Origin of the sequence: Haloferax sp. Atlit-10N, from assembly GCF_003586325.1 — an archaeon.
Taxonomy (GTDB): Archaea; Halobacteriota; Halobacteria; order Halobacteriales; family Haloferacaceae; genus Haloferax; species Haloferax prahovense.
This window is the reverse complement of record NZ_PSYX01000004.1, coordinates 289,998-314,942: the sequence shown is the minus strand read 5'-3', so window position 1 is coordinate 314,942 and position 24,945 is coordinate 289,998. Positions and strand designations below refer to the sequence as shown.

19 protein-coding genes are annotated in these 24,945 nt (G+C 66.9%); 9 read left to right on the top strand and 10 right to left on the bottom strand.

The window, feature by feature from the left end:
- Positions 1-630: 630 nt before the first annotated feature.
- On the bottom strand, positions 631-945 hold the full coding sequence (locus tag C5B91_RS14720; protein ID WP_004044781.1) for a non-histone chromosomal MC1 family protein: 315 nt from the start codon (positions 943-945) through the stop codon (positions 631-633).
- A gap of 238 nt (positions 946-1,183) precedes the next feature.
- Between C5B91_RS14720 and C5B91_RS14715 the strand changes: the two genes are divergently transcribed.
- The 3 genes from C5B91_RS14715 (at position 1,184) to C5B91_RS14705 (ending at position 3,904) form a co-directional block, all read left to right on the top strand.
- Complete coding sequence (locus C5B91_RS14715; RefSeq protein ID WP_004044784.1) at positions 1,184-1,381, top strand: hypothetical protein; 198 nt, start codon at positions 1,184-1,186, stop codon at positions 1,379-1,381.
- 60 nt (positions 1,382-1,441) lie between these two features.
- Positions 1,442-2,497, top strand: a complete 1,056-nt coding sequence (locus C5B91_RS14710) for a quinone-dependent dihydroorotate dehydrogenase (RefSeq protein WP_008090858.1) — start codon at positions 1,442-1,444, stop codon at positions 2,495-2,497.
- A gap of 96 nt (positions 2,498-2,593) precedes the next feature.
- Positions 2,594-3,904: a DUF6498-containing protein gene (locus tag C5B91_RS14705; RefSeq protein WP_255409930.1), complete on the top strand. Its 1,311-nt coding sequence runs from the start codon at positions 2,594-2,596 to the stop codon at positions 3,902-3,904.
- Between the two features lie 66 nt (positions 3,905-3,970).
- Here C5B91_RS14705 and C5B91_RS14700 read toward each other — a convergent pair whose 3' ends face one another.
- The 4 genes from C5B91_RS14700 to C5B91_RS14685 all read right to left on the bottom strand — a co-directional run bounded on the left by C5B91_RS14700 (position 3,971) and on the right by C5B91_RS14685 (position 11,369).
- Positions 3,971-6,628 (bottom strand): valine--tRNA ligase, encoded by a 2,658-nt coding sequence (locus C5B91_RS14700; protein WP_115819907.1) that lies wholly within the window; start codon positions 6,626-6,628, stop codon positions 3,971-3,973.
- Between the two features lie 90 nt (positions 6,629-6,718).
- A complete protein-coding gene (locus C5B91_RS14695) occupies positions 6,719-7,924 on the bottom strand; it encodes a PLP-dependent aspartate aminotransferase family protein (RefSeq protein WP_049913327.1) in 1,206 nt (401 codons plus the stop codon).
- A 233-nt stretch (positions 7,925-8,157) separates the two neighbouring features.
- Positions 8,158-9,870 carry a phenylalanine--tRNA ligase subunit beta gene (pheT, locus tag C5B91_RS14690; protein WP_008090861.1) on the bottom strand — a complete coding sequence of 571 codons (1,713 nt, stop codon included), beginning with the start codon at positions 9,868-9,870 and terminating at the stop codon, positions 8,158-8,160.
- Positions 9,870-11,369 (bottom strand): phenylalanine--tRNA ligase subunit alpha, encoded by a 1,500-nt coding sequence (locus tag C5B91_RS14685; RefSeq protein WP_049967883.1) that lies wholly within the window; start codon positions 11,367-11,369, stop codon positions 9,870-9,872. The genes pheT and C5B91_RS14685 overlap by 1 nt, the downstream gene beginning before the upstream one ends.
- Before the next feature lie 319 nt (positions 11,370-11,688).
- On the opposite strand from C5B91_RS14685, the gene C5B91_RS14680 reads away from it, so the two are divergent.
- The gene (locus C5B91_RS14680) at positions 11,689-11,961 is read left to right on the top strand and encodes a hypothetical protein (RefSeq protein ID WP_004974211.1); all 273 of its coding nucleotides are present in this window, start codon (positions 11,689-11,691) and stop codon (positions 11,959-11,961) included.
- 20 nt (positions 11,962-11,981) lie between these two features.
- Here the strand turns inward: C5B91_RS14680 and C5B91_RS14675 are convergent, their stop codons facing one another.
- Entirely contained in the window at positions 11,982-13,184 is a 1,203-nt protein-coding gene (locus C5B91_RS14675) for an FAD-binding oxidoreductase (RefSeq protein ID WP_049967884.1), read from the bottom strand.
- A 90-nt stretch (positions 13,185-13,274) separates the two neighbouring features.
- Between C5B91_RS14675 and C5B91_RS14670 the strand changes: the two genes are divergently transcribed.
- Positions 13,275-14,306, top strand: a complete 1,032-nt coding sequence (locus C5B91_RS14670) for an ornithine cyclodeaminase family protein (RefSeq protein ID WP_115819906.1) — start codon at positions 13,275-13,277, stop codon at positions 14,304-14,306.
- 36 nt (positions 14,307-14,342) lie between these two features.
- Here the strand turns inward: C5B91_RS14670 and C5B91_RS14665 are convergent, their stop codons facing one another.
- From C5B91_RS14665 to C5B91_RS14655, 3 genes are all read right to left on the bottom strand, one after another.
- Complete coding sequence (locus C5B91_RS14665; protein WP_115819905.1) at positions 14,343-15,932, bottom strand: tryptophan--tRNA ligase; 1,590 nt, start codon at positions 15,930-15,932, stop codon at positions 14,343-14,345.
- Complete coding sequence (gene endA / locus C5B91_RS14660) at positions 15,929-16,948, bottom strand: tRNA-intron lyase (protein ID WP_115819904.1); 1,020 nt, start codon at positions 16,946-16,948, stop codon at positions 15,929-15,931. Before endA ends, C5B91_RS14665 begins: the two co-directional genes overlap by 4 nt.
- Before the next feature lie 194 nt (positions 16,949-17,142).
- On the bottom strand, positions 17,143-17,874 hold the full coding sequence (locus C5B91_RS14655; protein WP_115819903.1) for an Sjogren's syndrome/scleroderma autoantigen 1 family protein: 732 nt from the start codon (positions 17,872-17,874) through the stop codon (positions 17,143-17,145).
- 102 nt (positions 17,875-17,976) lie between these two features.
- On the opposite strand from C5B91_RS14655, the gene C5B91_RS14650 reads away from it, so the two are divergent.
- Positions 17,977-18,627: an HAD family phosphatase gene (locus tag C5B91_RS14650; RefSeq protein ID WP_049967888.1), complete on the top strand. Its 651-nt coding sequence runs from the start codon at positions 17,977-17,979 to the stop codon at positions 18,625-18,627.
- Between the two features lie 51 nt (positions 18,628-18,678).
- On the opposite strand, the gene C5B91_RS14645 is transcribed toward C5B91_RS14650, so the two are convergent.
- Positions 18,679-21,018: a DEAD/DEAH box helicase gene (locus C5B91_RS14645; RefSeq protein ID WP_008090869.1), complete on the bottom strand. Its 2,340-nt coding sequence runs from the start codon at positions 21,016-21,018 to the stop codon at positions 18,679-18,681.
- Positions 21,019-21,623: 605 nt separating this feature from the next.
- Here C5B91_RS14645 and lipA point away from each other — a divergent pair.
- From lipA to C5B91_RS14630, 3 genes are all read left to right on the top strand, one after another.
- Entirely contained in the window at positions 21,624-22,559 is a 936-nt protein-coding gene (lipA, locus tag C5B91_RS14640) for a lipoyl synthase (RefSeq protein ID WP_049913328.1), read from the top strand.
- Between the two features lie 296 nt (positions 22,560-22,855).
- A complete protein-coding gene (gene pdhA / locus C5B91_RS14635) occupies positions 22,856-23,962 on the top strand; it encodes a pyruvate dehydrogenase (acetyl-transferring) E1 component subunit alpha (RefSeq protein ID WP_008090871.1) in 1,107 nt (368 codons plus the stop codon).
- The gene (locus C5B91_RS14630) at positions 23,959-24,942 is read left to right on the top strand and encodes an alpha-ketoacid dehydrogenase subunit beta (RefSeq protein ID WP_008090872.1); all 984 of its coding nucleotides are present in this window, start codon (positions 23,959-23,961) and stop codon (positions 24,940-24,942) included. Before pdhA ends, C5B91_RS14630 begins: the two co-directional genes overlap by 4 nt.
- Positions 24,943-24,945: the final 3 nt, after the last annotated feature.

Sequence of the window (24,945 nt, the reverse complement as noted above, 5' to 3'; positions counted from 1 at the left end):
CCGAACTACTAGGGCTAACATCAGATACCGTCTTGCGGCGTACCGCAGGGGCGGAATCCTCATTTCCTTCGGACCTGAACCGAGGCGATTCGTGGGTATAAACCCTTCGAACCTCCGTGGGTTCTGGCCCGGTGAGGCAGGACGCGTTGAATCGCCCTGCAATCGCGGTGTGTCGTTCGCATTCATCCGAAATGCCTTGGACCACTTAAGGCCGTCGTATCGTGGCGACCCCCGGGAAGGTGTGTCATCCCGGTGAGCGCCTGACGACCTTGGGGTCGGGGCGTTCGGTGGAAGCTTTCGGGGGGAGTACCCCCGTGCGCTTCTTCGCATTAATCCGAATGCCGGGGATACATAAAAGGCCGTCGAACCGATGGCGCTTCGTCATGCGGTTTCATGGCGGGATTATTCATAAAATAATGATAGACTCTCGGAGAGACGAATAACTCTCGAGGATGTAGATATCGCGCGACTGGAGGCCGGTCGGTCATCCCCCGCGTCGTACGTTCGGTCTGACCGGGTGTCGGTCGCGCAAGCAGACGCTGGCGGCGCTGTTTGAAAGGCGTATCGACTAGACTACGACTCGAGTGCTACACGTGCGTGCGCACGATAAGAATGTGAACGTCGGTCGCGCTACTCGTCGAGGTGCTCGATTCCCTTCTTGGAAACGTTTCCTTTGGTAATCTTCCCCTCCATCCAGCCGGGCTTGTCCTCCGGGGCGCTGCTGTTCCACGCCCACGCGTCGAAGATGTGGACCTTGTCGGTCCCCTTTTCCCGGAGTCGAATCTCGACCGCGTCCGACTTCGCGTCGTCTTCGGACCCGGCGGGGTCGAGTCGTCGGGCCGCCTTGAGCGCCGCTTGCCTCGGCATGCTGCCCGAAAACACGCTCGTCTCTGTACCGTCCTCCTCTCGGAGCACGAAGTTCCGCTTACCGTCCTCGCGTACCATGATTTTCCACCTCTATGCCAATGAACCACATGGCACATGATAAATATATCGACGAATTTCGACCGACGACGCCGTGTTACTTATATACTCGACCGGTTCGACGCGCCGACTCACCTCGCCAACGGTGCGACGGACTTCGCTGCGAGACGGTCGGGTTCCGGCGAAAATCACCACTCTCCGGGAGGACGGAGACAACACTTATGTATCCCCTGCGGCGAACCAACGGATAGACCCCCAGATGGTCCGGAAAAAGAAGCTCAGTCCGAGTGGCGCCAAAGACGAGAACGGCGAGTACCACAACGTCCATGTCAACCTCCACGAAGACGAACTCGCAGTCGCCGGAATGGAGATCGGCGACGAGGTGTTCGTCCGCGTTCGGGACGGTAAAATCATCATCCAAAAAGCGGACCCAGACCAGGTCGAACACGACTTCTGAGCGCGTGATACGCATCGTCTCGAACCGACCCGTCACCAGCGGAAGGCACGACAGAGAGCAATGAACCCCTACCACCTCGCCAAACCACTCCTCTTTTCGTTTCCACCGGAGACTGCCCACCGGACCATCCACGGACTGCTCGCGACCGCTCGCGGCACTCCGGTCGAACCGCTCTTAGAGCGGCGCTACCGCGTAAACGACTCCCGACTCGCGACGAACGCGTTCGGCCTCGACTTCCCGAACCCGGTCGGCGTCGCGGCCGGGTTCGACAAGAACGCCGAGATACCCACCGTTCTCTCGGCGCTCGGCTTCGGCCACGTGGAAGTCGGCGGCGTCACCGCGGAGCCCCAGCCCGGTAACCCGCGCCCCCGGATGTTCCGCCTCCCCGAGGACGAGGCGCTCATCAACCGCATGGGCCTCAACAACGAGGGCGCGGACGCGGTCGGAGAGCGCCTCGCCGCCGGACCCCTCCCGGACATCCCTGTCGGCGTCAACCTCGCGCTCTCGGAGGTAACGCCCGCCGAGGAGGCTCCCGACGACTACCGCTACACCTACGAGCGCGTCGCCGACGGCGCGGACTACTTCGTCGTCAACGTCTCGTGTCCCAACAGCGAGGGCTTCCGCGACCTACAGAACCGCGACTCGCTCGAAGCGATTCTCGGGACGCTCGTCGACGCCGGCGCCGACCCGCTTCTCGTGAAACTGTCGCCCGACCTCCCGGACCCCGCGGTGGAGGACGCGCTCGAAGTCGTCGACGAACTCGGTCTCGACGGCATCATCGCCAGCAACACGACCACCTCGCGGCCCGACACCCTGCGGAACCCAAACCGGGCAGAACGCGGCGGCCTCTCCGGGAAGCCAATCGAGGCCGAGGCCACGAACATGATTCGCTTCATCGCCGAGCGGACCGACGTGCCCGTCGTCGGCGTCGGCGGCGTCTCGGACGCCGAAAGCGCCTACAGAAAGATTCGCGCCGGGGCCGAGATGGTCCAACTCTACACGGGCATGGTCTACGAGGGACCGTCTATCGCCCGCGACATCAACCGCGGCCTCCTCGACCTGCTCGACCGCGACGGCTTCGACGACGTGGCCGACGCCGTCGGGTCGGGACTGTAGCGGCCCGAAGCCTCGCCGACTGCGGCCGCAACGACCGAGAACCTGCGCGTGATAACGAACCGAAGACTGATTTTCTTCCCATCCGGTTGAAAAGTCGTGCGCCCTCCCTCCCCTCGTGACTCCGGCGTGCTGGCGGTCCTCGCCTCGAACGCCGTCGCGCCCGTCGGCGTCCTGTTCCTGGGCTGGTCTCCGACCGTGCTCTTCGGCGTGTTCGTCGCCGAAATCGCCGCCGTGTTGTGCTGGACGCTCGTGAAGATACCCTTCGCGGCGAAGCGCCCCAACAACGCCATCGGCGACGGCGACCGACTGTTCGGCGCGTTACAGGCCAAGCGAGGGTCGGTCTCGCTCCCAGGGCCCCTCCCACCGTGCTACCCGCGGAACGTCCCGACGTTCCTCATCGCGGCGTTCTTGCTCGTCCCGGTCGAACTCGGCGTCGCCTTCGGCACCTTCAGCCTGACCGGTCCGGTCGTCACCGACGAAGTCGCCGGACAGATTCTCCTCGGCGGCGCGAGCGTGTTCGTCGGCCGGGGCGTCGAAACGGTCACCGGCTACTTCGCGGCGGGCGGCTACCGCGACCACTCCGCCCGGTCGGTGCTCTTGCCTCCGTTCAAACTCCTGTTCGCCGTCGGACTGCTGATGTTCGTCGTCGGGCCGTTCGCGGTCGAAATCGAGAACGACGCGTTTCTCGTGGCCCTCGTCGGCCTGAAGCTCCTCTACGACCTCCGCGCGCTCCAACTCGAACGGAGCGAAAAGCGGGGCATCTTCTACCGACTCTACGGGAGCGAGGAGACGGAGATAGAACCGGTCCCGGTGGAGGTTCCTACAGGAGCACCGACCTATCGAACCACGCCCGCCCGCGTGGTCGCCCTGTCCGACGCGGTCTACCGGAGCCTCCGGTACACGGTCACCAGCGGCGTGCTGTGGTGCTACGGCGTCGCCGCCGCGCTCGTCGTCTTCGGCGCTGGGACGCTCGCTCTCGCGCCGCTCACCCTCGCTGGCGCGTTCGGTACCGTTCGAGGAGCCTCCCGCTGCCTCGCCTACGGACCCGTCGAGTTCCGGTGCTACGGCGACGTACTCGTCGCCCACGACGTGTTGTTGGACGAGCCGCAAGCCCGCCTCGAACGCGGCGCGGTCACCGACATCAGCGTGTCCACCGACGCCGTCGACCGCCTGTTCGGCACGGAGACGATACGGTTCGAAACGGGCATTGACACGGGTCCGGACGTGCAACTCACCGTCCCCGACCCCGAGGAGGTCAACACCGACGATGCGAACGCGAACCATCCGATGACGGTTCCCCACGTCGAAGACGCGATGGCGGTGCGAGACGCCTTCGGCGGCGTAGATGAGGCTGAAGCTGAGCCAGAGACAGAGGTCGAGACGACGGTGCCGAGCGGCGACGACTGACGGGCCGCCGGCTAAGCGACCGAATACCGGGAAAAGAACGCGGACGAAAACGAACGAGTCGCCGCCTCAGTCGGCGTGCTGGACGATGACGATGGCGTCGCCGGCTTCGAGCATGTCGCCTTCGCCGACGTACTCGCGGGACTCCTCGATGGTGAACATCTCGGGCGCGAGTTCGACGCCCGCGACGTGCATGACGCCGTCTTCGACCTCGTAGTCGTCGCTTTCGAGGGCGGCCTCGATGTCCGGGACCTGCGCGCCGTACTCGGGGCCGACGAGCGAGTAGTCGAGGTCGACGCCGGTCACGACCGACTCGATTTCGGGCTCCTCGCCGAGCAGTTCGAGTTCCTCGATGTGCATGACGCCGCTCACGTCCTCTTCGAAGCCGTGGATGTCGCCGTACACCTGCACGAGGTCGACGGGGGCGTTCATCGAGAGCTGGTTGTCGCTTTTGTACTTGCGGAGCGCGCCGACGACTGCCATCGCGGTTTCGCCGGCCGCCACGTCGGCGTCGAGTCCGAGCGGTTCGGGCCACGGCTGGTCGTGAACACTCGTTTCGTCGTACATGTCGCGCCAGAGTTCCTCCGTGACGTGCGCGAGGATGGGCGCGAAGCAGGTCAGGAACCGCTTGTGGGCGGTCTGGAGCGTGTACGCCGCCGAGGGGTCGTCACCCTCGCGGACGCGCTGTTTGGCGATTTCGAGGTAGTCGTCGCAGAACGTGTGCCAGAAGAAACTGCGCAGGCGGTCGCGCGCCTTCGAGAACTCGCGGTTCTCCAGTTTCTCAGTGACGAACTCGAGTTCGCGGTCGAGCGAGGCCAGAAGCCAGCGGTCGATGGCCTTCAGGTCGTCGTGGTCGAACTCGGCGGGCGCGTCCTCGGTGAGGCTCTCGACGAGCTTCGAGGCGTTCCAGAGCTTCCGCATGAGTTTCTCGCCCGCGACGAGGCCCTTCTCCTGGTACGGCAGGTCGTCGCCGACGGCGCTCCCGGCGGCCCAGTAGCGGGCGGCGTCGACCGGGAACTTCTCTAAGACCTCGTCAGGCGAGACGACGTTACCGACGGACTTCGACATCTTCTCGCGGTTCTCGTCGAGGACCATCCCGTTTATCATGACGCTGTCGAACGGGACCTCGCCGGTGTGCTCGTAGCACTTGACGACCGTGTGGAACAGCCAAAAGGAGATGATGTCGTGGCCCTGCGGGCGCATGTCGAACGGGTAGAGTTCGGGCCGTTCGAGTTCCATCTCCTCCGTCTCTGGGTTCCAGTCCCAGCCGCCGTTGATGAGGGGCGTGAGCGACGAGGTCGCCCACGTGTCGAACACGTCGTCCTCGGCGGCGAACTCGTCGTGGCCGCACTCGGGGCAGGCGTCGACCGGCGGGTCGTCCGAGAGCGGGTCGACCGGCAGGTCCTCGCGGTCGGCGACGACGACGTGCTCGCAGTCCTCGCAGTACCAGACGGGGAACGGAATCCCCGAGGAGCGCTGCCGCGAGATGGCCCAGTCCCACTGGAGACCCTCAATCCAGTTCTTGTACCGCGTGAACATCTTCTCGGGGTACCAGTCCATCTGCTCGCCGGCTTCGAGATACTCCTCGCGCTTGTCGAGCAGTTTGATGTACCACTGGTCCTTGACGAGGAACTCGACGCTCGTGCCGCAGCGCTCGTGGACGTTGACCGTGTGCGTGATGGCGCGCTTGTCGAGGAGTGCCCCGGCGTCGTCGAGGTCGGAGACGATAGCCTCCCGCGCCTCGTCGGCGGAGAGACCGGCGTACTCGTCGGCCTCCTCGGTCATCGTTCCGGACTCGTCGATGGCGACGCGGAGCGGCAGGTCGTGGGCCTGATACCACTCGATGTCGGTCTGGTCGCCGAAGGTACAGCACATGACGAGACCCGTACCCGTCTCCAAGTCGACGCGCTCGTCTTCGAGGATGGGAACCCGCTGTCCGAACAGCGGAACCTCCGCTTCCTGTCCGACGAGGTGCTCGTTGTCGTCGTCGTCCGGGTGGACGAAGACGGCGACGCAGGCGGGGAGCAGTTCGGGTCGCGTCGTGGAGATGACGAACGACTCCTCGCTGTCGTCGGACTCCGTCCGACTGCCAGAGGAACGCTGTTCCTCGCTGTCGGCCACGCCGAACTCGATGTCGTGGAAGTGCGAGCCCTGCTCGTCGTCTTCGGTCTCGACCTGCGAGATTGCGGTCTCGCACTCGGGACACCAGATGGCGGGGGCGCGCTGGCGGTACTGCCGACCCTTGTCGTAGAGGTCGACGAAAGAGAGCTGGGAGACGCGCTGGACCTCGGGCGAAATCGTCTGGTACGTCTGGTCCCAGTCGATAGAGATGCCGAGGTTCTGCATCTTCTCCGTGAACTCGCCTTCGTACTCCGCCGTGACCTCGCGGCAGAGCTTCTGGAACTCGCGTCGCTCGTAGTCCTGGTGTTTGATTCCGAGTTCGTCCTCGGTCAGGAGCTCCGACGCGATGCCGTTGTCGTCGTAACCGAACGGGAAGTACACCTCGTCGCCGCGCATCCGGTTGAACCGGGCGACGAAGTCCTGAAGGGTGAAGCCGTAGACGTGGCCCCAGTGGAGGCTGCCGGACACCGTCGGCGGCGGTGAGTCGATAGAGAAGACGGTGTCGGGGTCTACCGCACGCTCCGGGTACGCGTACAGGTCCTCGTCGACCCACCTCTCTTGCCACTTCGCCTCGACGGTTTCCGGATCGTATTCTCCGCTCGGCATTGCGTTGGCGTACCTACAGCCGGGCGGACTGTTAAACGCCTCGGTTAAGTGCCCGAGGGAACGGAATTCGGGCGCGAGAGCGGTGACTACCTACAGGACCGAAAGCGCCGACTCGAGGTCCGAACGAAGGTCGTCGACGTGCTCGACGCCAACGGACATCCGAAGCAACGAATCGGAGATGCCGAGCGCGTCGCGTTCGGTCTGCGAGAGCGGCGAGTGGGTCATCGTCGCCGGGTGCTCGATGAGGCTCTCGACGCCGCCGAGACTCACCGCCAGCGGGAACTCCCGGAGTTCGCCGAGGAACTCGGCGGTCCCGTCGAGGTCGGTATCGAGTTCGAACGACAGCACCCCGCCGAACCCCGACTGCTGGCGCGCCGCGAGGTCGTGTTGCGGATGGGACTCCAGCCCCGGGTACAGTACCCGCGTCACGGCCTCGTGGGATTCGAGGAACTCGGCGATTTCCATCGCGTTGGCCTCGTGCTGGCGCATCCGCAGCGGGAGCGTCTTGATTCCCCGGAGCGTCAGGTAGGAGTCGAACGGTGAGAGCATCGACCCCATCCCGACGCGCTGGAGGAAGGTAATCTCCTCCAGTACGTCCTCGCGGTCGGTGACGACCGCGCCGCCGATGGAGTCGGAGTGACCGTTGAGGTACTTCGTGGTGCTGTGGACGACCACGTCGGCCCCGAGCGAAAGCGGGTTCTGGAACTGCGGGCTGAGGAAGGTGTTGTCCACCCCGAACACCGCGTCGCCCTCGTCGGCGATGGCGGCGATGGCTTCGATGTCGCAGAGGTGCATGAGCGGGTTCGTCGGCGTCTCCATCCAGACGAGCGCCGTCTCCTCGCGCATCGCAGCCGCGACGTTCTCCGGGTCGGTGGCGTCGACGAACGACACGTCCACGTTCAGCCGGTCGGCGAACAGCCGGTTGAGCATCGTCTTCGTCCCGCCGTAGAGGTCCTCGAACGCGACGATGTGGTCGCCCGGCCGGACCACGGCGGTCATCGTCGCGGCGATGGCCGCCGTGCCGGAGACGAACGCCAGCGCGTGGTCGGCACCTTCGAGCGCCGCGAGCCGGTGTTCCAGCGCGTTCCGCGTCGGATTCGACAGCCGCGAGTAGAGATACTCGCCCGCGTCGGGGTCGAGCGTCTCCAAGTCCGCGTCGGGGTCGATGGTCGGCACCGCGTAGGTCGAAGAGAGATGGACTGGAACGACGACGTCCTCGACACCCGGAGCCGGGGCCTGCCCGCGCTCGCCGTGGGTCACCGCCAGCGTCTCGCGGCGTACATCATTATCGTTCATACAGAAAAGGCGACGACTCGCGTCCTAAAGGTTTCTATCGCGTCCTGACCAAATGCATGAAAAGAATTACTGGAGGTGTAAAATTACCCCAAGTTATCCGGTTTCGGCCCGTGGACCGTCAAAAATCCGCCCGCGGTCCTGTGACAGCTCCGACAGGTCGAAGCTCCCACCGTTTTCCGCGACGCGCTCCGCTCGCCGCGCAAAATCTGGACCGAAAAGAACCGTCCGAAAACCTACGCCAGCGCCGACAGGTCGAACTCGAACGCCGCGACCGGCAGTTCGAGGTCGTGGTCGACGATGACCTTCGGGTGGAGTTCGCCGACGACGCCGACTTCCTCGCCGTCGATGACGACCGCGGCGGTCCGGCCGTCGATGAACGACGGATGCTCGGTAGCGGGCGTCTCCAGTTCCGCGTCGAAGTCGCGGCAGAGCGCCGCGAGGCGGGCCTTCGCGTCCTCGTAGGTCGCGTCGTGACGGGCGAGGACGGCCGCGACGTGCCGGGCCTCGGCGACGCGAGTGTTCTCGTCATCGTCGCGGTGGGCCGCGTGGCCGATTTCCGCGAGGTCCTGCGGGTACGCCCGGTGGGTGTTGTTCTCCAGCACCATCGTCAGCGAGGGCAGCACCCACGTCCGGAGCATGGTGTAGTCCTCGCTGTACGGCTCGGTGATGGAGGCGGGTTCGCCGCCGCCGAGGTACTCGGAACCGACCTCGACGTCCATGCGCGCGTAGTTCTCCTCCTCCGAAATCATGTGGAAGTTGAGGAGGTCCTCGAAGCCGAGACCGACGAGTGAGGTGCGAACGGCGTCTTCGAGTCGGGAGCGCTCGTGGCGCTGGCCGACCGTCCCCACGTCGGGATAGCGCGGTTCGAGCTCGTTGAAGCCGTAGGCGCGGCCCACGTCGTCGACGAGGTCGAGCGGGTGGAGCACGTCCACGCGGTACGGCGGGATAGAGACCTCGTAGACGGTCTCTTCGCCCAACTCGGCGTCCGCGTCGAGGCCGGAGCGCTCGAACAGGTCGATGACCTCGTCCATCTCCAACTCGACGCCGAGGACCGTCTCGATGCGGTCGTGGGAGACGTGTTTCGTCTCGACTTCGAAGTCGGGCTTGACGACGGTCCCTTCCTCGTACTGGACCTCGACGTCCTCGATGGTCGCCCCGCGGGCGGCCAGCGCGTAGCAGATGATGTTGCACATCCGGTCGATGGTCCACTGGTCGGTGCCGGTGAGTTCGACGAGCAGGTCGCGGGAGTCCGTCGAGACCTCGGTCCGGCGGCCGTTGATGACCGGCGGGAACGAGAACAGACCGATTTCGTCGTAGATGGCCGGATAGCGGTCGTACTCGCTCACGAGGTCGGCGTACTTCCGCCCGGTGTCGTGCTGTTCGAGCACCTCGGCGGGCGTGAGTTCGTCGTTCGAGTCGAGCGCGACGAAGGTGTCGCCGTCGGGTTCGATGCCCGTGTACGTGATGGAGTTGCCGGAGGCGTTCTCCGAGAGCACGTCGCCTTTCAGCATCGTCAGGTCGTGGATGCCGATGGCTCCCTTGGCGCGCTTGCGACCCATCGTCGCGTGGAGTTTCTCCTGCAACTGGATGAGCGAGTCGAGCGCCGCGTCGTCCAAGTCGACCCCGCGGACGACCGCGCCTGTGACGTAGGGGCGCTCGTCGGGAACCTCGTCGTCGACGACGAAGGTCCAGTCGGGGTCGTTCGTGTTCGGCACCGAGACGCCGCGAGCGTCGCCGTACTGGTAACGGAGCGAGCGGGCGACACCTTCGACCGACAGGCGGTCGAGGCGGTCGGGGCCGAACTCCAGTTGGAACGCCCCGTCGTCTGTGACGCCCTCGAACTCCAGTCCGAGCGCGAACAGGTCGTCTTTGAACTCCTCGTCGGACTTGTCTTCGTGGCCGGTCAGGCGGCGCAGTTCGTCGGGTTGAACGTCGACTACGGGCATTACTTGAGCACCTCCGTCTCGCGGAGCAGGTCGAGGTCGCACAGCGTTCCGTGCACGTCGCGGATGTCGTCGAAGCCGTACATGAGCATCAGGAGACGCTCCAGGGCGAGACCCCACGCCATCACGTCGCACTCGACGCCGAGCGGGCGAAGCACTTCCTCGCGGAACATGCCGGAGTTACCGATTTCGATGAGTTCGCCCGTCTCGGGGTGTCGGCCGAACAGCTCGAACGACGGCTCCGTGTAGGGGTTGTAGTGCGGCTTGAACTGGATGTCCGTGATGCCGAAGTGGGAGTAGAACTCCTCGAAGGTGCCCATCAGGTCGCGCACCGAGAGGTCCTCGGCCATCACCCAGCCCTCTATCTGGTAGAACTCCAGCAGGTGCGTCGGGTCGAGCGTGTCGTTGCGGTACACCTTCTCGACCGAGAAGTACCGCTGCGGCGGCTCTAACTCGCCGACCTCGTGGCCCGAGAGGTAGCGCATCGACAGCGACGTGGTGTGGCCACGGAGCGCGATGGCCCGCGCGAAGTCCTCGGACCACGGCGAGTGGTAGCCGTCGCCGTCCTCGCCGACGCCGTTGAGGTGGGCGTCGCGGACGCGGTCGATGAGGTCCTCGGGAATGTCCTCCATCGGCGGCACGTCGAGGGCGAAGCGGTCCCAGTGGGTGCGCGCCGGGTGGTCCTGCGGCATGAACAGACAGTCGTTGATCCAGAAGTCCGCGTCGGCGTGCGGGCCTTCCATCTCGGCGAATCCCATGCCGGTGAGCACGTCCTTCACGCGGTCGGCGGTCTGCCGGAGGATGTGCTTCTTGCCGCCGCGGGCCTCGGGCGCGTCGGCCTCGACGTTGTACTCGGTGAACTCCACGTCTTCCCACTCGCCGGAGGTGAGCAGCTCGGGCGTGAGGCGGTCGACCGTCTCCGCCGCCTCGACGCCCTCCATCAGCGCCGTGACGCCCTCGTCTGTGAGAGTGACGGCGCGGATGGTGCGCTCGTGGCGGACCACGAGCTGCCGCGATTCGAGCTGGTCGAGCACGTCGGCGTCGACGGACTCGCCCGCGGCGAGGGCCGCGAGCGCGGCGGCCTCCTCGTCGGCGTCGGGGTCGGCGTCCGCGTCGGGCGCGAGTTCGCCCGAATCGATGTGCCCGTAGCCCTTGCGCGCGAAGTTCGACAGCGCGATATCGACCTGCGGGCCGCCGAGGGAGGACGCGCCGATGACCTGTCCCATCGGGACCGCGTCGCCGTCGCCCACGTCGAGCGCGGCACGGTAGAGCCGGACCTCGGGAAGGTCCTCCTCGGCGTATTCGACGCCCTCGTCGGTCAGTTCGACGGACTCCGCCGTGGTCTCGGTGACCGAGACGAGTCCCTCGTCGCGGAGGTCGAAGACCGCACCCGTCACCGTCTCGGGCTTCTGGTCCGTCGCCTCCGCGAGCTGTGCAATCGTTCGTTCGTCGGTGGCGCTCGCGGCGTTCAACACCGCGACCTGTGATTCCGGAAGTCGCATCTGGTTCGTTGTGGCGTTAGCCGTCTGGTGGTCGGTTAGCAGTTTCGAAGCCTCGCCGCGCTGGCGGGGCTGACCGGCGGGGTCGGTTTCGTCCGGCGGGCGCGATGACGCCCGACCGGAGTCCGCCGACCTCAGGCGGTCAGGAAGAAAAATCCGAACCCGTCGGTGGTCGGTTCGCTCGCTCGCGTCCCGCGTTTGGGTTCGGATACCATATGCGACCGATTGTGAGTGCCGAGTAAAAGCGTTGCGCGTCCATCCCGAGTCAGTCCGAACGCAGATACGTTCTTGGTACCGGCCGACGGAGAGACGGCGAAGACGAATGCGAGACCTGGACACGACCCTCTCGGCGATTCGCCTCGGCCACGAGGCGTCGCTCATCGTCAAACCCCCGAACCGACCGGACGACAGAGACGACGTCGAGGCCGTCCTCGTCCGGGCCTCGCCGCCCTACGAGTTCGACGACGGCGAACGGACCTACCGCGTCGTCGAAGACGAGGGCGACACCGGCTTTCGCGTCCTCGCGTCGCGCGACGTCGCCGACCCCGTGCGCGTCCTCGGCGAACTCCGCGCCGTGGTCGATATGAGCGCCTGAGCCGAGCTTCTCGGATTCTCCTACGCCACGTTCCGCTCGCGGAGCATCTCACCCGACTCGAACCGGTCGAGCGACAGCGCCGACACGTCCACCCCACAGACGTCCTCGCCGAGACACAAGTCGGCGACGGCCTCGCCCGTGGCGGGCGCGTGCTGGAAGCCGTGACCCGAGAAGCCCGCCGCGACGACGAGACCGGGGGCGACCTCGTCCAGAATCGCGTGGTGGTCGGGCGTCACGGCGTACAACCCGGCCCAGCCGTTTCGAATCCGCGTCTCCGGGCCGAAGTAAGCCGCGGCGTCGTCGGCCCGCTCCGTCGCCTCAACCGCCCACTCGAGGTCCATCGACTCGTCGAACCGGTCTGGGTCCGCGTCGGGGTCCGACTCCGAGAAGTGTCCGCCGACGATGGCGGTCCCCTCCCGCTCCGGCCGGAAGTACGCACCCGTGTCGAGGTCGATGGTGAGCGGTGCGTCCGCCGGAAGGTCGCCCTCGGGTTCCACGACGGCTATCTGTCGACGGCGCGGCGCGAGTGGGAGGTCGACGCCCGCGAGCGCCGCGACCCGACCGGACCACGCGCCCGCGGCGACGACGACCGCGTCGGCGTCGATGGGGCCGTCGGGCGTCTCGGCCCGCCAGCCGCCGAAATCGGCAGCGGTCGCAGCTGCGGTCTCGGTCGCACCGTCGTCGAACCCGTCGTCGCCGACACGAGCGAGGTCGGTCACGGGCGTCTTCGTCCGAACGTCGACGCCGGCGACGCGGACCGCGTCCGAGTAGCCCTGAACCGCGGAGTGCGGGTCGGCGACGCCGTCGGCGGCCGAGAAGGTCGCCGCGACGAACGACTCGGTCCGGAGCTCCGGGAGGTACTCGGTGGCCTCCGCGGGCGAGAGGACGCGACTCGGCGCGCCCGCGTCGGTCTGCATGGCGACGTTCTCCCGGAACGCCGCGGCGGTCTCCTCGCTCCGGGCCAGAAAGAGGTAGCCGGAGCGCCGGTAGTCGATGTCGACGCCGAAGTCGTCCGCGAAGGACTCCCAGACGGGGACGCTCGCGAGCGAGAGTTCGACGTTCACGCGCGTCGAGAACTGCGTTCGGATGCCGCCCGCCGCGCGACCCGTGCTGCCACCACCGAGCGTCCCCGCCTCGCAGACGGTGACCTCGGCTCCGCGGTCGGCCAGCGCGTGGGCGCAGGCGAGCCCGACGACCCCGCCGCCGACGATGAGGACGTGCATGGTCCTGTCTGATTCGCCACCGACATGAGCTTGTCTGTCACTCACTATCGAGGGCAACGTTTTCACCCGACCACGGTGAGTAGTCTGGGTATGGTCCGTATACTCTCCGCCGACGCCGTCGGCGAGTTACTGTCGCTCGCGGAGCTGTTTCCCGTCGTCGAGGAGGCGTTCGTCAAGCAGGGTCGCGGCGAGGTCGAACGGCCCCCGAGACCGCACTTCCCGGTCGGCATCGACATCGACAGGGTTCGGGACGGGACCGGCGGCGAGGGTATCGCGGGCACAGATGTGGAACCGGCAGGGCGGGACGACCCGCTCGGCACCGGCCTCACCATGCCGGCGTACATCCACGGGCGCGAGGTGTACGCGACGAAGCTCGCGTCCGTCCATCCCGAGAACGTCTCGCACGGCCTTTCGACGGTGAACGCGCAGGTCGTCCTCACCGACGCGACGACCGGCCTCCCGCTCGCGCTCCTCGACGGGACGACGATTACCAGCGCCCGCACCGGCTGTATCGGCGGGCTCGCCGCGGAGTACCTCGCCGCCGACCCGGTCCGACTCGGCGTCCTCGGCGCGGGCACGCAGGCCCGCTGGCAGAGCCGCGCCGTCGCCGTCGGCTCCGCGGTCGAGTCGGTCCGGGTCTACTCCCCGAGCGACTCCCGCGAGGCGTGCGCCGCCGACCTCCGCGCTGACGGCCTCCCCGCCGAAGCGGTCGACTCCCCCGAGGCGGCCGTCTCCGGGGCGAACGTCGTCGTCACCGCGACGACGAGCGAGACGCCCGTCTTCGACGGCTCGTGGCTCGACCCCGGGACCCTCGTCGTCGCCGTCGGGGCCTACACGCCCGAGATGCGGGAACTCGACGCCGAGACGTTCGAGCGGGCCGCGCGGGTGTTCGCCGACGTGCCCGAGGAAGTCGCCGATATCGGCGACGTGCGCGGGGCCGCTCTCGACGAGTCCGACCTGATTCCGCTCTCGGCGGTGTTCGAGGGCGACGCCGGCCGCGGCGGCGAGGACGAGATTCTCGTCGTCGAGAGCGTCGGCTCGGCGGTGCTCGACGCCGCGACCGCCGAGTACCTCTACGAGAAGTCGAACGCGCGCGGCGTGGGAGAAGAAGTGGGGTTGTGAGCGGTCGTGTGGGCGATGGGTGGCGTTACCGCCTCACTAGTGCTCGGCGGCAACCCCCCGCCGCTCCGTCTCTAAGTCGATGTCCAGCGAATCGAGGACTTCCGCGGCCTCCTCGCGCTTTTCGTGGTGGTCTTCGAGGAACTCCCGCATCATCGTCGCCGCCTGCTCCTTGCAGCCGCCGCAGAGGCGCTCGCCGCCGACGCACTCGTCGTAGACCTCCTTGGCGAGTTCGTCGTCGTCGCCCGTCAGCAGGTAGGCGTACAGCTCGTACACCGGACACTTGTCGGCCTCGCCGCCGAGTTCGCGCTGTTCGTCGGCGGTGTCGCGGCCGCCGGTCGTCGCCGACTTCACCTTGTCGTAGCCCTCCTCGGGCACGTCGAGAAGCGAGATGTGGCTCGCCGGAATCGACGACGACATCTTGCCGCCGGTGAGGCCGGTCATGAAGCGGTGGTAGATAGAGGACGGCGGGATGAAACCGTAGCCGCCGTGATGGGCCTCGACCTCGCGGGCGAGGTCTTCGGCCTCGTCGACGTCCATGTCGAACGCGTCGATGTGCTGGTCGTACCGGCGCTTTTCGCCCTCGATGTCCTCGATGAGCGCCTCGAACGCCTCGTCGGTCGCCTGCCGCGCGAAGAACCGAATCCGCGGGCGGAGCGGTTCCATCCCGGCGTTTTCGAGCTTCTCGACCGCCGATTCGCGGACTGACTCGGAAACGAGCACGCCGGCCGCGTCGAGGTCGGCGTCGGCGAGCCACTCGGCCGCCTCGCCGCACCGCGGCATATCGGCGTCCTCGGCGTACGCCTCGCGGGCGTCGTGGGCGGCCGCAACGAGCGGTCGCTCGCCGTCGTCGAGTTCGAACGAGGCGAACGCCTCGGTCACCTTGAAGAATCGCATCCGGATGGCGAGGTCGCGGGCGAACCGGACGTGGGGGTCCTGGTCGGGGCCGACCGGGATGACCGTCGGCTTGGGGTCGTCCAACTGCGGGTAGAGGATGTCGGCCATCTGCGTGACGACCGACTGCATGTGCGAGACGTTGGTCTCGCCGTCGAAGCCGTAGATGGACTGGAACTCCGAGAAGTTGGCCTTCCCACCGAGTTCGAACGCGAGCCGCTGGAGGCGGTCGTTGTCCGACTGTCGGTAGAGTTCGCCCTCCTCGGGGTCGAACCCGAGCGCGATGAGCGACAGCAGGTAGTCGCGGCTGTGCTCGTTGATTTCGTCCCACGGGATGCCGCGGGCGGAGTGCGCCTCCATGTCGGCGATGAGGCCGTAGGCGTCGCCGCCCTGCTCTTGATGCCAGATTATCTCGTCGAAGACGAGCTTGTGGCCGATGTGGGGGTCGCCCGTCGGCATGAAGCCCGAGAGGACGGCGAAGTCGTCGCCGTTTCGCATGGCGTCGAGGACCGGCCGGTAGTCGCGGTGGCCGAAGATGACCCCGCGGCGCATCAGGTAGTGCGGGTTCGGCACCTCGTCGAGCACCTCGTCGAACTCCTCGATGCCGAACTCCTCGAACAGCTTCCGGTAGTCGGAGACGGTCGACGAGCCCCACGGGTCGAGGGCGACGTCATCTGCTCCCTCTGCTGTGCCTCCATCGGTGCGGATGCGCTCCGCGGGTTCGTCGTCTGTCATGGCGTGAGCCGACTGACCGAAAGCCAGTCTATCTCTCCGTTGTCGTCGGTCAGCGCAAAAACCATTCGCTTGCGGACACCGCCGGCGAGGCGCACGTCGAGCGAGAGGTCCCGCGGGACGAACGTGTGGTCGGGCGCGACCACGCGCACGAGGAACTCGGAGTGCGAGAGGTCCAACACCGACTCAAACTCCGTGTAGACGCGGAAGTCAGAGCCGAACTTGAACCCGCTTTTGGGGACCGTCTTGGCCTCCCGGAGCGCGGCGTAGACCGCGAGCCTGCGGTCGAATCGGTCGCCCTCGACGTCGCGGCCGCGGGAGACCACGTCGGCCTCGTCGATGGCGAGCGCGTCGGCGCGGGCGAGGTACGCGGCTTCGAGGAGCGACAGTTGGAGCGGGCCGCTGTCGGCGTTTCTTCCGTACAACCGCTGGCCGAAGAAGCCGCGCTGGTAGAGGCGGTCGACCCCGTCCCAGACGAGCGCGCGGTCCGAGAGGAGTTCCGCGTCGAGGTCGGCCGGGAGGTCTTCCGCGGCCGTCCCCTCGGGGTCGTCCCCCTCGGTGTCGAAGTACGTCAGGTCGCCGTCCTCGTCGACGATGGCGAGGACCACCTCGCCGAGCGACGAGACGGGGATACTCTCGCGCTCGCCGACGACGCGGATCCGGTGTTCGACCTCGCCGTCCCACGGACCCTTCCCGCGGGGGTAGACGAGGAAGTCCGCGTCAGCGGCGTCCGCGACGCCGGGCCAGCCCTCGCGGGCGGGCGAGAGGTAGAACCCGCGGTCGCGGAGGTCTTTGTAGACGACGAAGTCGAGGGTGGTCCCGGTGCGCGCGAGGAGTTCACGCAGGCCCATCCCGTCCACGCCGTCGATGTCGTCCCGCGAGAGCAGGTGGGCGGCCTCGACGGGCGCGACCTCGAGGTCGTCGCCGCCGGTGGGTCTCCCGTAGCCGCGGGAGTCGTGGAACCGCTGTCGAGCGTCGCCCGGGAGGTGGACGACGCCGTCTTCGAGGCGTCCTTGCATACCCGAATCGGGGCGCGGCGACGACAAAGGGCCTGCGATGCCGGCGGCGCGGCGCGCGGGAGCGTCGGGATGACCGCCAGCGTCGACTCGTCGCGGCCGCGGTTCCGGACGCGCACCGCTCGGCCGGCCGTGTCGCCAGCGGCGGGGCCACGGTCGTCGTCCCCCGTCTTGCTGCCCTATGCGTGGGCGTCGGCTCATGCGACCTCGCAGGTCGAGTCGAGACACCGCCGGCCGCGACTCGTCTCGAATATCGGGAGGCCGCAGTCGCAGTCGTCGCCAACGACGCCCGCGGGGAGGGAAAACGCCGTTTCACACTCGGGGGAGGCGTCACAGCCGGCGAGCAGGCGGCCGCTCCGCCGGATGATGCGGAGCGGCGACCCGCAGTCCGGACAGGACCACTCGCCGTCAAAGCGGTCTCTCACGCGGTCGTCCAGCGGGTCGCACCCGCGGTCGATGCACACCTCGAACGGCGCGCCGCGCTCGACGCGCATCAAAGGCAGGCCGCAGTCGCCACAGGTCTCGTCGAGGACGGTTGCGCCCGCTGGCAGTCGATACTCGGTCCCCGAATCGAGAGCGACGACGGAGCCGTTGGTCCTGACGAGCGGGTCGCCGGTGTCGGGGTACGAACCGACCGGGACGCCCGCGTCGCTCGCGGGGTACTCGGCGCGGCCGGTCACGTCGTTCGACTCGACCGTGAGGGTCTGGTCGCCGGCGCGGGCCACGAGGCCGAACGACCCCGGTCCGGACTCGACGGTCAGCGAGTCGGCGCGGGTCAGCCACGCGACGGGTTGGTAGCCCCCGGCGTCGTGGACGAGGACGGTGCGGTCGGGCTTGGCCACGACGACGACCCGCCCGCGCTGGGTGCGGTCGCGGGAGCCCTCGAAGCTGACGGTGCAGTCGCCGGCGAAGACGCGTATCGAATCCATGGAGCGGGGTGGTTCCGGGTTCCGATTTGAACCTTCGTACGGGGGTTCATCAGCCATGCCGCGGCACGAAGGTCTTTGGTCGGCCGCGGCCGAGGGCGAACCATGGACGCGAACGTCGTGCTGTTCGACATGGACGGAGTGTTGGTCGATTCCGAGCAGTACTGGCACGCCTTCGAGGACGAGTGGGTGTTCGCCGACGCCATCGAGTCCGGCGACCCCGACCACGAGGAGATAACGGGGATGAACTTCCGCGAGATATACGACTACCTCGACGCGGAGTACGGGACGACCGTCACGAAAGACCAGTTCGTCGCGGCGTACCACGAGAACGCCGAGGGCGTCTACGGCGAAAATGTCGTCCTGATGGACGGCGCGGAGGAGCTGTTTTCGGACCTCCGCGCGGCGGGCAAGCAGGTGGCAATCGTCTCGTCGGCCCCGCAGGACTGGATTTCGACCGTCCGCGAGCGGTTCGACCTCGACCCCCTCGACCTCGTGCTCTCGGCCGACGACATCGACGACCCCGGCAAGCCCGAACCCCACATCTACGAGCACGCCGCCGCCGAGTTCGGCGTCGCACCCGAGGAGTGCGTCGTCATCGAGGACTCGATAAACGGCATCGAGGCCGCCGTGCGGTCCGGCGCGTACACCATCGCCTACCGCGGCGGACAGAACGCCGACCTCGACCTCTCGCGGGCGGACGAAATCGTGAACGGGCCCGAAGAGTTGCGGGCGGCGTTGCTCGGCGAGGAGTAGCCGAAATCGACCGAGAAAACGGCTGAAGAACGGCTGACACCGCGGTTTCTGCTATTCGACCCGAACCGTCCGCGTCTCCCGAATCGGGAGCAGCGGCAGGTCGGGGAACGTGACTTCCACGACAAACTCCAGTTCGTCGTCCGTCGCGCCGAAGACGCCGACAGGGACGGTCACCTCGTCGGAGAGGTAGCACGTCTTCGCCGACATCTCCACGTCGTTGACGGTGACGCGAATACCGACAGAGCCACCGCCGCCGTCGTTCCGCACGCGGATGTCGTGCATGTCGCTCTCGCCGCGGGCGACCGACTCGGGGAAGTCCCCCCAGTCGATGTCGGGTGCGGGGAGGTCCTTCGCGCTCTTGATGACGCGCTCGGCGACGCCCTGCGAGAGGCCCGCGCGGGTGAGTTCCTTCACGCCGGCGTCGACCACGTCGGCCGGGGTGGAGAGCCCGCCGGTCGCGAGCTTTCGCGCGCGGCCGGGACCGATGCCGTCGACGGCCGTGAGCGCCGCGGCGTCGCTGCTGACGCCGTTGTCGACGCGGGCCTCGACGCGCTTTGCGAGGTTGGCAGCGCGGGCGTCCGCGAAGGTGTCGAGGAACTCGCGGAGCGCGGAGAGGAGTCGGAGCGCGTTCTGCTTGATGACCCACGCGTCGCTCCGGAGTTCGCTCGGCGTCGAGTTCGCCATGCTGGCGTGGAGGATGGCGAGCACCTTCTTCGGGCCGTCTTCGAGCGTGGTCGAGACGCCCGTCAGCACCGAGTCGACGGCGTCGACCTCGGACTGACGCGCCGACACCTGCCGGAAGTCGGCCGCGCCAGCGACGGTTTCGAGGATGTCGTCGGCGGTGATGCGGTCGCGCTCGGCGAGGTCGGCGAAGCGGGAGGCGGTCCCGAGGCGGAGGTAGTACTTCGAGGTGAGTCGCCCGAGCGGGGTCGCGTCGATAGAGAGGTCGTCATCCATCTCAACGAAGCCGCGGGAGACGAGGCGGTCGAGCACGTCGCGGACGCGCTCGCGGAGGTCCTCGAAGTCGTAGGCCGCCGGGTTCGACTGCGCCCGGCGGTAGTAGAACGTCGTCTCCAGCCACGACAGCACGTCGTCGAGGTCGCGGATGGTCCCCATGGCGATTTCGGCGTTGAGGTGCGAGTCGAGGTCCTCGGCGAGGCGTGACTCGATTTCCTTGCCCTCGCGGAGTAGACGACGGTACTTGTTCTGGTCCGAGCGGTCGCAGACGACCCAGCCGTAGCCCACGTCGTCGTAGCCGGGGCGGCCCGCGCGGCCGAGCATCTGGAGGATGTCGAGCGGCGAGATGTCCACCTCGCCTTCGAGGGGGTCGTGGTGTTTCGTGTCGCGGATGACGACACAGCGGGCGGGGAGGTTCACGCCCCACGCGAGCGTGGAGGTCGAAAACAGGAGCTGAATCTTACCTTCCTTGAACCACTCCTCGACGGCCTCGCGGTCGTCCCGAGAGAGGCCGGCGTGGTGGAAGCCGACGCCGTCTAAGACGCCCTTGGCGAGCGAGTCGTTGCTCAGTTCCTTCGCCTCGTTGTGGAAGTCGTAGTCGCCGCGCGCGCCGATTGGCACGTCGCGCTTCGCGAGTTCGTCGCGGGCCTTGGCGGCCGCGCGGACGGCGTCCTGCCGCGAGGAGACGAAGACGAGCGACTGGCCGCCGTCGCGGATGTGGGGCTCCGCGAGGTCGAACGCCCGGTAGAGTCGGCGGTACTTGTCGGCGAAGGAGTTCTCGCCGTGGGTGTAGGTCTTGACGCCCGCGTGCAGGTCGACGGGGCGGTAGTCGTCGCCGAACTCGAAGGTCGTCTCGTCCGGCGCGTCGAGCCACGCCGCCACGTCGTCGATGTTGGGCATGGTCGCGGAAAGCGCGACGATGCGGGGGTCGCAGATGCGGCGCATCCGTGAGACGGTGACTTCGAGGACGCCGCCGCGGGTCTCGGAGTCCAGCAGGTGGACCTCGTCGATGACGACGCAGTCGACGTCCTCGATGAACGAGTAGCGCGCCGAGTCGTGTTTCCGGGTCGCGGAGTCGGTCTTCTCGGGCGTCATCACGAGGATGTCGGCGCGAGCGGCCCGCCGCGGGTTCAGGTCGCGCTCGCCGGTGACGACGTACACCGAGTAGCCGAGGTCCTCGAAGCGCTCCCACTCGGTCTCCTTCTCGGTGGTGAGCGCGCGGAGCGGCGCGATGAAAAGCGCCGTCCCCTCGTCGCGGAGGGTCCGACAGATGGCGAGTTCGGCGAGCGCCGTCTTCCCGCTGGCGGTGGGCGCGGAGGCGACGACGTTGTGGTCGGTGTCGAGGATGGCGGGCAGCGCCTCGCGTTGCATCCGGTTGAACTCCTCGAACCCGAAGGCGTCTGCGAACTCGGGGACCGCCTCGGCGACTTTCACTGGGCGCACCTCCGGGTGCGCGCTGGCGTCGGGGACGAGACGAAGACGAGCGTCATACACGAAGCCGAGTCGTCCGTGGGGAAAGGCGTTTCTCCATCCGGCGCGGCGGCTCGCAGGTCTCGAGCGTGCGGAAAACGGAGGGGCTGAGGTTGGTGGGTGGGTGGTAGGGAGGGTCAGGTCGAGGACTGAGGCGTCGGCCGGTTACGCGGCGCCGGCGAGCGCGGCGATGAACGACCAGTTCGTCCCCGCGGTGGCCTCGTGCTTCTTCGATTCGGCCTTCGTCATGTTGCGGCGGTGTTTCCAGTTCATACCCGTCAGAAGTCTTTACTCGAATATAAGTTTTTCAGTTAGATGATACATATAGCACGGTCGTACATGCTGTTTGATGGAAAGTCGTGATGTATTCGGCCCGAACGTTTCGTTTTCCGAGATAGTAGTGTTCGTTTGAACGATTCTGAACAAGTCGTGATAACACGAAGCACACGGGTACTGGGCGAAGTCACGGCGGTGCGGTTTCGGTCGCCTCGGGGAGTGGCTCCGTCGGCAACCCGACAGACGGCGGACCAATCCTCACGTTTTTGCCCGTCGCCTCGCAAGAACTGCCTATGCGCACGCGGCGGAAGCCAGACTGGTTGAAGATGCGACCGCCATCGGGCCGGCGTTTCACCGATATCAAATCGACGCTCCGGGACCGGAACCTCAACACCGTCTGCGAGGAGGCGAACTGCCCGAACCTCGGAGAGTGTTGGAGCGGCCGCGACGGCCCCGGGACGGCCACGTTCATGCTCATGGGCGACCGGTGCTCACGCGGGTGTAACTTCTGCGACGTGACGACCGGCGGGATGGAGCCGCTGGACCCCGAGGAGCCGGCGAACGTCGCCGACGCGGTGGCCGAAATCGGCCTCGACTACGTCGTGTTGACCTCCGTGGACCGCGACGACCTGCCGGACCAGGGCGCGGCCCACTTCGCCGAGACCATCCGCGAAATCAAGCGCCGCGACCCCGAGGTGCTCGTCGAGGTGCTGATTCCCGACTTCCAGGGCGAACCCGAGCACGTCCGGAAGATAATCGACGCCGGGCCCGACGTCATCGCCCACAACATCGAGACCGTCGAGCGCCTCCAGTGGCCGATTCGGGACCGTCGCGCCGGCTACGAGCAGTCGCTTTCGGTCCTCCAGCAGGTGACGGACGAGTCTGACATCCACACGAAGACCTCTATCATGCTCGGCCTCGGCGAGCACGCCCACGAAGTCTACCAGACCCTCTCCGACCTCCGCGAGGCCGACGTGGACATCGTCACCTTCGGTCAGTACCTCCAACCCTCTCGGAGCCACCTCGACGTGTTCGAGTACGTCCACCCCGACGCCTTCGAGACGTGGCGGCGCGTCGCGGAGGACGAACTGGGCTTCCTCTACTGCGCGTCCGGCCCGATGGTCCGGTCGTCGTACAAGGCCGGCGAACTGTTCGTGGACGCGCTCCTCCGCGAGGGGTCGAGCGTCGAGGAGGCGCGACAGGCCGCGCGCGCGGCCGCCGGACAGTAAGTCTCGCCGCCATCCCACCCCACTCCGCGCGACTCGACCGACCGGGTCCGACCCCGTTCCCGCCCCGAAACAGTCCTGCAATGCTGTCGATATTTCCGATTATTTCTCGGTGATGTGTGGGTTCACACTAATGAACGTCAGGAAGAATCGTTTAGAAGCGAAAATGTCCAATTTTACCTCGCGTGAGTTTACATAGCACGACGCGAGCCGCAATATTCCGAGCCAAAGTAAATTATATACGAAAACAATATAACGCCGGCGGGTGTCGATTTTGCCATGAACAGGAGGGTTCTCCCGTGAGCGTGCTTCAGCGCGACCCGCAGGACCAGGTACGAGTGCTCGACGAGGACGGGACCGTCGTCGGCGAGGTTCCCGACATCGACGACGAGACGCTCGTCGAGATGTACCGGTACATGCGTCTCGCCCGACACTTCGACACGCGGGCGGTGAGTCTCCAGCGGCAGGGGCGGATGGGGACGTATCCGCCGCTGTCGGGACAGGAAGGCGCACAGATCGGCAGCGCAATCGCGCTCGACGAACAGGACTGGATGGTCCCGAGCTATCGCGAACACGGCGCGTCGCTGCTCCGGGGGCTCCCACTGAAACAGACGCTGCTGTACTGGATGGGCCACGAGAAGGGCAACGAGATGCCCGAGGGCGTGAACCTCTTTCCGCCCGCGGTCCCCATCGCCTCGCAGATTCCCCACGCGACCGGCGCGGCGTGGGCGAAGAAGCTCCGCGGCGAGGACGACACGGCCGTCATCTGTTACTTCGGCGACGGCGCGACCTCCGAGGGTGACTTCCACGAGGGACTGAACTTCGCGGGCGTCTTCGACACGCCGAACGTCTTCTTCTGTAACAACAACCAGTGGGCTATCTCGGTGCCGCGGGAGCGACAGACCGCCTCCGAGACGCTGGCGCAGAAGGCAACCGCCTACGGCATCGACGGCGTGCAGGTCGACGGGATGGACCCGCTCGCGGTCTACTCGGTGACGAAGGCGGCGCTCGACAAGGCGAAGAACCCCGCCGAGGGCGAGGGCCGGCCGACGCTCATCGAGGCGGTCCAGTACCGCTTCGGCGCGCACACGACCGCCGACGACCCGACCGTCTACCGCGACGACGAGGAAGTCGAGAAGTGGAAGGCGAAAGACCCCATCCCGCGGCTGGAGTCGTTCCTCCGCGAGACGGGTCGGATCGACGACGAGGGCGTCGAGGCCATCGAGGCGGACGTGAAACAGCGGGTCGCCGACGCCATCGAGGCGGCCGAGTCCGACCCGCGACCGGACCCGAGCGAGATGTTCAACCACGCATACGCCGAGCGAACCCCGGAGATTCAAGCGCAGTACGAGGAGTTCGAGGCGCTCCGCGAGAAGTTCGGCGACGAAGGATTCCTCAGAGAATGAGCAGTCAGAACCTCACCATCGTGCAGGCGGTACGGGACGGTCTCTACACCGAGATGAACCTCGACGACGAGGTGCTCGTCATGGGCGAAGACGTCGGGAAGAACGGCGGCGTCTTCCGTGCCACGGAGGGCCTCTGGGACGAGTTCGGCGACGACCGCGTCATCGACACGCCGCTGGCCGAGTCCGGCATCGTCGGCACGGCCGTCGGCATGGCCGCGATGGGGCTGAAGCCGGTCCCCGAGATTCAGTTCTCCGGCTTCATGTACCCCGGCTTCGACCAAATCGTGAGCCACATGTCGCGGTTCCGCAACCGAACCCGCGGCCGCTACACGCTGCCGATGGTGCTCCGCGCGCCCTACGGCGGCGGCATCCGCGCCCCCGAGTCGCACTCGGAGTCCAAGGAGATGTTCTACGCGCACGAGGCCGGCCTGAAGGTCGTCATCCCCTCGACGCCGTACGACACGAAGGGACTGCTCATCTCCGCCATCCGCGACCCCGACCCGGTCATCTTCATGGAACCGAAGCTCATCTACCGGGCGTTCCGCGGCGAGGTCCCCGAAGAGGAGTACACGGTCCCCATCGGCGAGGCCGCCGTCCGCCGCGAGGGTACGGACGTATCCGTGTTCACCTTCGGCGCGATGACGCGTCCGACGCTCGAAGCCGTCGAGAACCTCGAAGAGGAGGGCATCGACGCAGAGGTCGTGGACATCCGCACCATCTCGCCGCTCGACCGCGAGACCATCGTGGAGTCGTTCAAGAAGACCGGCCGCGCGGTGGTCGTCCACGAGGCCCCGAAGAACGGCGGTCTCGGGGCCGAAATCACGGCGACGGTTCAGGAGGAGGCGCTGCTCTACCAGGAAGCGCCGGTCAAGCGCGTCGCGGGCTACGACGTGCCGTACCCGCTGTACGCGTTGGAGGACTACTACCTCCCCTCGGTCGCCCGCGTCGAAGAAGGTATTCGTGAGGCGGTGAACTTCTGAACG

Coding starts and splice junctions, on each gene's coding strand:
- C5B91_RS14670 (WP_115819906.1), top strand. CDS start 13,275: ATGGTCCGTATACTCTCCGCCGACGCCGTCGGCGAGTTACTGTCGCTC.
- C5B91_RS14675 (WP_049967884.1), bottom strand. CDS start 13,184: ATGCACGTCCTCATCGTCGGCGGCGGGGTCGTCGGGCTCGCCTGCGCC.
- C5B91_RS14710 (WP_008090858.1), top strand. CDS start 1,442: ATGAACCCCTACCACCTCGCCAAACCACTCCTCTTTTCGTTTCCACCG.
- C5B91_RS14685 (WP_049967883.1), bottom strand. CDS start 11,369: ATGCGACTTCCGGAATCACAGGTCGCGGTGTTGAACGCCGCGAGCGCC.
- C5B91_RS14655 (WP_115819903.1), bottom strand. CDS start 17,874: ATGGATTCGATACGCGTCTTCGCCGGCGACTGCACCGTCAGCTTCGAG.
- C5B91_RS14665 (WP_115819905.1), bottom strand. CDS start 15,932: ATGACAGACGACGAACCCGCGGAGCGCATCCGCACCGATGGAGGCACA.
- endA (WP_115819904.1), bottom strand. CDS start 16,948: ATGCAAGGACGCCTCGAAGACGGCGTCGTCCACCTCCCGGGCGACGCT.
- C5B91_RS14680 (WP_004974211.1), top strand. CDS start 11,689: ATGCGAGACCTGGACACGACCCTCTCGGCGATTCGCCTCGGCCACGAG.
- C5B91_RS14650 (WP_049967888.1), top strand. CDS start 17,977: ATGGACGCGAACGTCGTGCTGTTCGACATGGACGGAGTGTTGGTCGAT.
- C5B91_RS14630 (WP_008090872.1), top strand. CDS start 23,959: ATGAGCAGTCAGAACCTCACCATCGTGCAGGCGGTACGGGACGGTCTC.
- C5B91_RS14715 (WP_004044784.1), top strand. CDS start 1,184: ATGGTCCGGAAAAAGAAGCTCAGTCCGAGTGGCGCCAAAGACGAGAAC.
- C5B91_RS14720 (WP_004044781.1), bottom strand. CDS start 945: ATGGTACGCGAGGACGGTAAGCGGAACTTCGTGCTCCGAGAGGAGGAC.
- pheT (WP_008090861.1), bottom strand. CDS start 9,870: ATGCCCGTAGTCGACGTTCAACCCGACGAACTGCGCCGCCTGACCGGC.
- C5B91_RS14700 (WP_115819907.1), bottom strand. CDS start 6,628: ATGCCGAGCGGAGAATACGATCCGGAAACCGTCGAGGCGAAGTGGCAA.
- lipA (WP_049913328.1), top strand. CDS start 21,624: ATGCGCACGCGGCGGAAGCCAGACTGGTTGAAGATGCGACCGCCATCG.
- C5B91_RS14695 (WP_049913327.1), bottom strand. CDS start 7,924: ATGAACGATAATGATGTACGCCGCGAGACGCTGGCGGTGACCCACGGC.